We start from the raw sequence: 8,172 nt of genomic DNA, 5'->3' as shown, positions 1-8,172 counted from the left end.
GCCCCGCAGCCCGCCCCGGCCCTGGCGCCCCGGCCCCGGCCGGGGCCCGGGGGCGGGGGCGGGGTCGGGGGGGCGCAGCCCCACCCGGGGGGGGCGGCGGCCCTCGGCGGTTCCGGTCGAACGACGGCCGTTCCGCGCCTGAGCCCCCCGGGCCTCACCCGCACAGCGGCCCCGGCCGTGCACGGCGGCCCCGGGCGTAGCTGAATGGGGCAGACGTGTGCCCGGCGGAGCAGGCCCGGGGCAGCGGCTTAACCGGACGCCCCGGGGCAGCGGCTTCACGGGACGAGCCCGAACCGCGGCTGCGCCGGACGGGCGCTGACGGCGGCTGCGCCGGGCGAGCCCGGGCGACGGCGAGGAGGCGGGAGCGGGATGGGCGAGGCGGTCGGTTCGATGCTGGCGTCGGCGGTGGGCCTCGCGATCAGCCCGCCGGCGCTGGTGGCGGTGGTCCTGATGCTGGCCGCACCGCGCGGGCGGACCATCGCGCTCGCCTTCGCGGCCGGCTGGGCGGTCGGCCTGGCGGCGGTGGTGGCGGTCGTGGTGGCGGCGGGCAGCGCACTGGGTTCGGGTGGCGGCCGGCCGGCCTGGCTGTACTGGCTGGAGCTCGCGCTGGGCGTCCTGTTCGTCCTGATGACCGGGAAGCAGTGGCGCGACCGGCCCCGCGCGGGGCATGTCACCGCGCCGCCGAGGTGGATGCGGGAGGTGGGCCGCTTCAGCGCGGGCCGGTCGGCCGGTCTCGCGGTCGTCCTGGTCACGACCGGCCCGAAGAACCTGGCACTGGCCGTCGGCGGCGCGGCCTCGATCGCCGCCAGTACGGCCGGGGTCGGGGGCACGGTGGTGGCCGCCGCACTGATGGTGCTGATCGGTTCGCTGTGCACGCTGCTTCCGCTCGCGGTCCACCTGCTCCGCGGGGACCGCTCGGCGCGGACCCTCGGGGAGTGGAAGGCCTGGCTGGCCACCCACAGCACGGCGATCACGACCACCGTGCTGGCCGTGATCGGGGCCGAGTACGTCGGCGACGCCATCACGGGGCTCGCGTGAGCCCGCGGGCGGCGGCCGCCCCGCTGCCACCACCACCGCCCTCCACCCACCAGCGCCCCACCGCCCCACCGCCCGGCTCACCGGATGCGCACCACCCCTCTCCCCCGCACCGACCGCAGGCCCAGCCGTCCGCCGTCCGCCCCCGGGCGCACCGCCAGCACGTCCCTGAGCGTCAGCAGGATCTCGCCGTCGTAGCGCTCGGCCAGTTCCCGCGCCAATTGCGCGGCGCCGCCCGGCCCGGCGTCCGGGGCCAGGGCGGGCAGGTGACCGGGGGCGCTGAGGTCCTCGGCCTGGGCGGCCCAGCGGGCCGCGTCCCGGGTCTCGCCCTCGGCCGCGTAGTGGACGGCCAGGCAGTGCACGGCCAGCTGGTCGCCGTACTGCGTCGCGATCCGCCACCAGAAGACGCCGTCGGCGGTGCGGCCCATCCCGTAGAGCAGGCAGCCGAGGGTGCGGAAGGCCGTCTTCTCGGCGAGTTCGAGGTCCAGAGCCAGTTCGGCCGGGTCCACCGCGCCCGCCACGGTGGCGCACAGGTGCCGCAGGTCGCGGCGGAGCTCGGTCCGGCCGCCGGCCCACGGGGGCTCGCCGAATGCGTGCGGCGGCCGGGCGTTCGCGGGCGGGCGGGCCGGGCGTTCGCGGGCGGGTGGCGCGGGCCGGCGGGCGGCGGCGAGCCGCTCGGCCAGCCGACGGGTGAAGGCGGCCGGGTCGTGGTCGCGGAACTCGCGTTCCAGCAGGGCGGCGTCCGCCCGCAGCAGTTCGGTGACCTTCACGGCGCCTGCCCGTCGTCCGGCTGCTCCAGCAGGTACTCCAGGTGGCGCCGCCCGAGGCTGTAGTAGGTGCGGGCGGTGGTGTGCGCGATGCCGAGGCTGCGGCCGATGTCCGGGTAGGACAGGCCCGCCTGGCGCAGCCGGACGACGTCGGCCTGGACCGGGGCGGCGCGCGCGAGCTCCTCCATCGCCCAGTCCAGCGCGTCGAGTTCGGCGAGCTGGTCCAGTTCGTCCTGGCTGGTGTCGGGCCGGCGCTGCGCGATGACGCGCAGCCGTTTGCGTTCGGCACGGCGGCGCTCGCGCAGGAGGTCCACCACCGCATCCTTGACGATCTTGAAGGCGAAGGCCTGCAGGTCGGCGCTGGCCAGGGCGCGGCGCCAGTTCTTGTAGAGCGTGGCGCCCGCGTTCTGGACGGCGTCCTGCGCGTCCTCGCGATGTCGCAGGCGCTGCTGGGCGTACCGGAGGTAGCCCGGGTGCTCGCGGGTGAAGAAGGCCTCGAAGTCGGCCGGCAGCGCGCCGAGCGGGTCCGCCCGCAGGTCCCGCTTCTCGCCCGGCCCGGGGGTGTTCAGCACACGCGCCCCCCTTTCGTGGGTCAGCTGGCCGGCCCACCGGGTGGCACGCCGACGGCCCCTGGGGGCTCGTGGTGTAACCGTCCGGGCGGCCCGGGTTGTTGACCGGATCGGGCGGACAATTGGCGACCGTTTCCGTTCACTTTCGAAAACCGGCGCTGACCTGCCGGTTCGGCCCCGACAGGAGCCCGGGACCCAGACGCACGTGACCCACGTCACAGGCTGCGGACCGCCCGACTTGACAGGGCGGATGCCGCGACTACGGCGCCGGCTCCACCACCGCCGAGTCCAGCGCGGCGGTCACCCGCTCCAGCAGTACGCGCAGCGCGGCCAGGTCCTCGACCGGCAGCCCGGTCGCGCCGAACAGCCGGCGCGGCACCTGGCCGGCCCGCTCGCGCAGGGCGGAGCCCTCGGCGGTGAGGCTGACGGTGACCGACCGCTCGTCCTCCGGACTGCGCTCGCGCCGCACCAGTCCGGCCGCCTCCAGCCGCTTGAGCAGCGGGGAGAGCGTGCCGGAGTCGAGCCGCAGGCGCTCGCCGATCCGCTTGACGGGCAGGTCGCCGTCCTCCCAGAGCACGAGCAGGACGAGGTACTGGGGGTAGGTGAGTCCGAGGTCGCGGAGCAGCACCCGGTAGACGCCGCCGAAGGCGCGGGAGGCCGCGTTCAGCGAGAAGCAGATCTGCTGGTCGAGGCGGAGCAGTTCCTCGTCCGCCATGCCGGGGAGCGTGGTCATGGCTCCATGGTACCGATCACCCTCACGCCATTCAGTTGTGCGCAATTGAATTGCGTGCTCTACTTATCTCCAGAGGGCGGCCCGGGCGGCCGCCGGAACACACGAAGGGAACCGACCATGGACGCGCTCTACACCGCAGCCGCCACCGCCAACGGCCGGGAGGGCCGCGCCGTCAGCTCCGACGGGCAGCTGGACCTCGCGCTCGCGATGCCGCCCGCGCTCGGCGGCAGCGGCCAGGGCACCAACCCCGAGCAGCTGTTCGCGGCCGGCTACGCGGCCTGCTTCGCCAGCGCCCTCGGCCTGGTCGGCCGCCAGGCCCGGGTCGACACCAGCGAGGTCTCGGTCACCGCCGAGGTGTCGATCGGCAAGGACGGCGCCGGCTTCGGCCTGGCCGTCGTGCTGCGCGTCGAACTGCCCGAGGCACTCGCGGACGGGACCGGCGAGCAGCTGGTCAAGCAGGCGCACGAGGTCTGCCCGTACTCGCGCGCCACCCGCGGCAACATCCCGGTCGAGCTGGTCGTCGAATAGGCCCAGCAGGCCACGCACGCCGAGTAGACCGCGCAGGCCGAACGGGCTGCGCAAACGCCGGCCAGGCCGCCACCGCAGACGGGCCCGCCACACGCACCACCGTGTGGCGGGCCCGCGTGCGCCCCGGCTCAGCCGTCACCCGGCCCGTTCACCGAGCGCAGCGTGTCGAGCCTGTGCCGGTACTCCTCGGTGTCGATCTCGCCACGCGCGAACCGCTCCGCGAGCAGTTGCTCGGGCGTCGGCCCGGCCGCCGCGCCGTGCGGTGCGCCCCACCCCGGCCCCGCCGCACCCGAAGCCGCCGAACCCGAACCCGGCCCCGCCGCACCCGGACCCGCCGGGCCGTACGGCAACGGTCGACGCGACCGCGACACGTACCGGAACAGGGCGATGGCGGCGAGCACCAGCACCAGCAGGACCAGCAGCGTCAAGACCGCCATCACACCGATGCCCCAGCCACCCAGGACGTGGCCGTGTCCGTGCCAGTACCTCATGGGGACCTCCTCCTCCGGCCCCGCAGCCGGGGCCCGCCGAGGTGACCAGCGCCTCACCACCATCGTGCGCCCGCACCGGGCCGAAGCGCCCTGAAGAAAGCCTGAGAAAACGTTCCGGCGCTCAGCGCCCGGCCCACCGGGGTAGCGTTGCCGCCCATGAACCACCACCCACCGGCCGACGACCGCTCGCCCGAGCAGCTCGTCACGGCCGGGGTGCTGCGGCGCCACGGGGACCACCGCCCCCATCCCGCGCTCGGCCACTCCCCGATCAGCTACGTCTCCACCGCGCTCTGGGCCGAACTCACCGCGCTCGCCATCGCACCGCCCGCGGCCGAAGCGACCGCCACCGCCCTGCTGCACGCCATCGCCGCGCGCGCCGTGGACGCGGCCCTGGCCCCCGGCAACGAACGCGCCCCGCGCGACGACCTGTACGTGGCCCACCCCGCGCACATCGGCGCGCACCGTCGGACGGTCTGGTTCCAGCGCTCCGGCCCGCGCGGCCCGGTCACCGCCACCTTCGCCCCGTGAGGCGGGACGCTCAGCGCTCGACCTGAAGGCTGTGGCAGACCCAGCTGAGCCGGTCCGGCCCCTGCAGCGGCGGCCGGTCGTGGTACGTGCCGTCCGCGACCGACAGGTTGACGATCAGGTACGCCTGCCAGCCGGGACCGACCCCGTGCAGGTCCGCGTAGACCAGCTCGTCCTCGACGTACCAGTCCACCGAGTTCGCGCCGAGCACGACCCGCAGGTCGAAGGTCGACCCGGGCGCGATCCCCGAGCCGGCGCCGTGCCAGTACCGGTACCCGCCCCGGACGTGGTTGGAGAACTCCAACAGGTCAGGGTGGTCGGGGTGGTACTCGAAGAGGTCGACCTCGTTGCCGCCGTCCCGCCAGGTCCAGACGGCCGGCCAGGCACCCAGCCCGACGGGCAGCGTGATGCGTGCCGACAGCTGGTCGCCGGTGCGGGCCTGGAAGCCGTCCGGACTGCCCTCGGTGGTGAGCAGGTTGCACGTCCAGAGCCCGCCGACGAGCCGCCGGGTGGCGCTGAACACGCCGCCCGGGCAGTAGCCGCGGCCGAGGTAGTCGAGCTTGTGGTCGCTCCGGTTGGTCGGCCCCATCCGGGGGTAGGCACTGGTGCGCCCGGCAGTCCACTGTCTGGTCGAAGTGAAGTCCGCGTCGAATACGACCGCCACGGCCGCCTCCCCTGTGCTCCGCCGCCCCGGCAGTTCGACCCGCCGGGCACACAGGGTGAGTTACCCGATACGCTCCGCAGTATGCGAAGCGAACCGCCCGGGCCGGGGCGGCGCACAGCGGTCGGATCGCAGGATCGACGGATCAGCCCACCGGAGCGGCCGCCCCGCCCGCACCGAGCCGGTCGGTGACCGAGACCACGCCGTCCACCGAGCGGCACAGGTTGAGCACGATCGGGACCAGGTACGGCTCGGGCACCGTACCGCTGAGCACCACCCGGCCCTGATCGACCTCGACGCCGATCTCCGCCGGGCTCACCCCGTCGATCCGGCCGAGCACCTCCTCGACGATCTCCCGCCGGATCACCACGTCCTCGCGCAGGAACACCCGCAGCAGGTCCCCGCGACTGACCATGCCGGTCACCCGTCCGTCCTCGTCCAGCACCGGCAGCCGCTTCAGCCCGTGCCGGCTCATCAGCCGGGCCGCCGCGACCACGCTGGTCCCGGGCGTCGTGCAGACCGGCTGCCCGGTCATCAGGTCGGCCGCGGTCACGGCACCGCCCGGGCCGGCCGGCGCCGCCTCGGGGGCGGGCAGCAGCGCGCCCGGATCCTCCTGCGCGGCCAGCGTGCGCAGCAGGTCGGCCTCGGAGACGATCCCGAGCGGCCGCCCCTGCGCGTCCACCACCGGCACCCCGGTGATGTCGTACTCGGTCAGCAGCGCGACGATCTCCCGGAAGCCGGTCTCGGGCGCGACCCGGACCACGGGGCTGGTCATCACTGATTCGACGGTGGCATGCCGCACGCCGGTTCACCTCGTCCACGACACTCTTGCGGCCGGGCGCGGATCGTCCCGGCCGGTACCGGCAGCATCGCGCCCGGCGGCACGGGCCGCCAGGGGCCAAGGGGCTGAACGGGCGGGACCTTGGGCCCGCCCGCCGAACGCGGATCCGACACCGCGCCGAACCGACACCCCCGAACCGGCGGAGCGGCGACCCGGCGCCTCGCCGAAACCACCGACCCACCGACCCGGCAACGCACCGACCCAGCAACGCACTGACCCAGCAACGCACTGACCTGGCGACCCGGCGACCCGGACGGCGCAACCATCACATGATCGACTCGTTGGACCGTCCACCACGACAGCACGCACGGCATCCGGGGAGGGCCCGTTGGCAGGACGGACGATGGGCGCGGCATCGCCGGCGCAGGGCGCCGCGGCGCGCCCGGTGGCCCAGGCCGAGGCCGCGCTGGTGCGCCACTACCGCAGGCTGGCCCGGCTCGCGTACCTCGCGCTGCCCGCCGACCGGGACCGGCACAGCCGGGTGCTGGCCGCGCACGCGACCGTCCAGCGCGCCCTGCCCTCCCGCTGGACCCGCCCGGCCGGTCCGTCGGCAGCGGACGAGGACCCGGTGTACGCCGCACTGCGCCTGCGGGTGCTGCGCGCAGCGCTGCGGCCGCACCCCGCGCGGCGGCTGCCCGCTCCCCGGATCTGGGGACTGCGGCTGTTCACCCCGCACGGCGGCGAGGAGGACGCGGCGCTGGACCACGCGCTCGCGGCGCTCGACGCCCCCGCCCGGGCGGCCTTCGCCCTGCGCGAGGTGGAGGGGCTGACGCCGGAGCAGGCGGCCGGGGCGCTGCGACAGGCCGGGGTCGAGCGCCCCGAGGAGGCCGTCGCGGCGGCGGCCGGTGTGACCGGCGGGGCGGACCCGGAGCCGCCCGCCTTCGACCCGTGCGCGGTGCGGGTCCAGCCCACCGACCTGCTGCGCCGCCGCCGGACGTGGAGCGCCGTGCTGCTGGTCGGCCTGCTCGGACTCAGCACGACGGCGGCCGTGGTCGCCGACTCCGGGCCGGCCGCGCCCGTGGGCCGCCCCGCGCCCGCCCCGTCCGGCACCGCGGCCGACCCGGCCCGCCTGACCCGGGTCGAGCCGGACCGGTGGCAGCACACCGCGCGGGTCGACTTCACCGCCTGGCCCGCCCGCGGCGACCGCCGCGACGACGGCGCGCTGCTCGGCCGCGCCCTGGCCGCCTGGGAGCAGCCGGGCCCGCAGACCCGCGCCGAGCCGGGTGTGGACGCCACGCCGCCCGTCGCCCCGCCCGCCCTGCTGTTCGCCGGGACGGTCGACGGCACCGCCGTGGTGGTGCTGTTCGACGGCCGGCGGCTCGCCCGCTACACCGACGGGCGCGACGGCGGCCTGGACCTCGCCCGGGCCGACGACTCGGACGTGACCACGGCGGGCGCGGTGGTGCTGCGCCGCCAGGGCACCGCCGTGCGCTATCTGCTGGCCCCCTGGGTGGACGCCGCCGAGACCCGCCGGATCGACCAACCCGACTCCCCTGCACGGCCGTTGGACCACCCTGACGGGGTCACGGCGGCGGTCCCGGGCGGTGGGCTCGCGGACTGCCACGGCGCCACGGTGCTCCAGCTGCACTCCTCCCCCGCCATCGCCGAGAAGCACGCCTTCCTGCTGACCGACCTCGGCGGGCTCGTCCCCGCGCACCTCACCTACTCCCCGCCACCGGACCGTACCCAGCCGGCCCGCGAGCCGCGCGAGGCCACCGGCCAGGACGCGCTGCTGGCCTGGGCCCGCGCGGGCTGCGCCGTCCCGGACGGCACGCCGGGCGTCAAGCAGCTCAACCTGTGGGCCTTCGCGGTGCAGCCGCTGCCGCAGAACGCGGGCTCGGCGTCCTGGGTCTGCCTGCGCGCCGACCGATGGACCGGCGAGGGCAGCGCCGTCACCGCCGTCCTGCTGCCGACCGCCCGCGGCCCGCAGCGTACCGGCGGCGGGCCGGGGGGGGGGGGGCGCCCGGTAGGGCCAGACGTGGGAGGGTGGGGCGGGTGGGGCGGCCCGCCAGGGGGCGGGTT

At 76.3% G+C, this 8,172-nt stretch carries 10 protein-coding genes; 4 read left to right on the top strand and 6 right to left on the bottom strand.

Features of this window, described 5'->3' with window-relative positions; all coding sequences use genetic code 11:
- The first annotated feature begins 369 nt into the window (after nucleotides 1-369).
- Nucleotides 370-1,038, top strand: a complete 669-nt coding sequence (locus tag ACFV6I_RS35100) for a GAP family protein (RefSeq protein ID WP_380429929.1) — start codon at nucleotides 370-372, stop codon at nucleotides 1,036-1,038.
- A gap of 77 nt (nucleotides 1,039-1,115) precedes the next feature.
- Here the strand turns inward: ACFV6I_RS35100 and ACFV6I_RS35095 are convergent, their stop codons facing one another.
- The 3 genes from ACFV6I_RS35095 to ACFV6I_RS35085 form a co-directional block, all read right to left on the bottom strand.
- Nucleotides 1,116-1,805, bottom strand: a complete 690-nt coding sequence (locus ACFV6I_RS35095; protein WP_063350705.1) for a hypothetical protein — start codon at nucleotides 1,803-1,805, stop codon at nucleotides 1,116-1,118.
- A complete protein-coding gene (locus tag ACFV6I_RS35090) occupies nucleotides 1,802-2,374 on the bottom strand; it encodes an RNA polymerase sigma factor (protein WP_380429926.1) in 573 nt (190 codons plus the stop codon). Before ACFV6I_RS35090 ends, ACFV6I_RS35095 begins: the two co-directional genes overlap by 4 nt.
- A 256-nt stretch (nucleotides 2,375-2,630) precedes the next feature.
- On the bottom strand, nucleotides 2,631-3,104 hold the full coding sequence (locus ACFV6I_RS35085; RefSeq protein WP_380429923.1) for a MarR family winged helix-turn-helix transcriptional regulator: 474 nt from the start codon (nucleotides 3,102-3,104) through the stop codon (nucleotides 2,631-2,633).
- 117 nt (nucleotides 3,105-3,221) lie between these two features.
- On the opposite strand from ACFV6I_RS35085, the gene ACFV6I_RS35080 reads away from it, so the two are divergent.
- Nucleotides 3,222-3,632, top strand: a complete 411-nt coding sequence (locus ACFV6I_RS35080) for an organic hydroperoxide resistance protein (RefSeq protein ID WP_063350702.1) — start codon at nucleotides 3,222-3,224, stop codon at nucleotides 3,630-3,632.
- Between the two features lie 128 nt (nucleotides 3,633-3,760).
- Here the strand turns inward: ACFV6I_RS35080 and ACFV6I_RS35075 are convergent, their stop codons facing one another.
- The gene (locus tag ACFV6I_RS35075) at nucleotides 3,761-4,123 is read right to left on the bottom strand and encodes a hypothetical protein (RefSeq protein WP_063350701.1); all 363 of its coding nucleotides are present in this window, start codon (nucleotides 4,121-4,123) and stop codon (nucleotides 3,761-3,763) included.
- 156 nt (nucleotides 4,124-4,279) lie between these two features.
- On the opposite strand from ACFV6I_RS35075, the gene ACFV6I_RS35070 reads away from it, so the two are divergent.
- Nucleotides 4,280-4,651 carry a hypothetical protein gene (locus ACFV6I_RS35070; RefSeq protein ID WP_380429920.1) on the top strand — a complete coding sequence of 124 codons (372 nt, stop codon included), beginning with the start codon at nucleotides 4,280-4,282 and terminating at the stop codon, nucleotides 4,649-4,651.
- Between the two features lie 10 nt (nucleotides 4,652-4,661).
- Here the strand turns inward: ACFV6I_RS35070 and ACFV6I_RS35065 are convergent, their stop codons facing one another.
- The gene (locus tag ACFV6I_RS35065) at nucleotides 4,662-5,312 is read right to left on the bottom strand and encodes a hypothetical protein (RefSeq protein WP_063350699.1); all 651 of its coding nucleotides are present in this window, start codon (nucleotides 5,310-5,312) and stop codon (nucleotides 4,662-4,664) included.
- A gap of 142 nt (nucleotides 5,313-5,454) precedes the next feature.
- Entirely contained in the window at nucleotides 5,455-6,084 is a 630-nt protein-coding gene (locus tag ACFV6I_RS35060; protein WP_380378345.1) for a CBS domain-containing protein, read from the bottom strand.
- A 409-nt stretch (nucleotides 6,085-6,493) separates the two neighbouring features.
- Here ACFV6I_RS35060 and ACFV6I_RS35055 point away from each other — a divergent pair.
- Nucleotides 6,494-8,172 (top strand): hypothetical protein (locus tag ACFV6I_RS35055; protein WP_380429917.1); only part of this gene is annotated, 1,679 nt, incomplete at its 3' end.

Origin of the sequence: Kitasatospora sp. NPDC059803 (assembly GCF_042732255.1) — a bacterium.
Classification (GTDB): Bacteria; Actinomycetota; Actinomycetes; order Streptomycetales; family Streptomycetaceae; genus Kitasatospora.
This window is presented reverse-complemented; position numbering and strand designations above follow the sequence as displayed.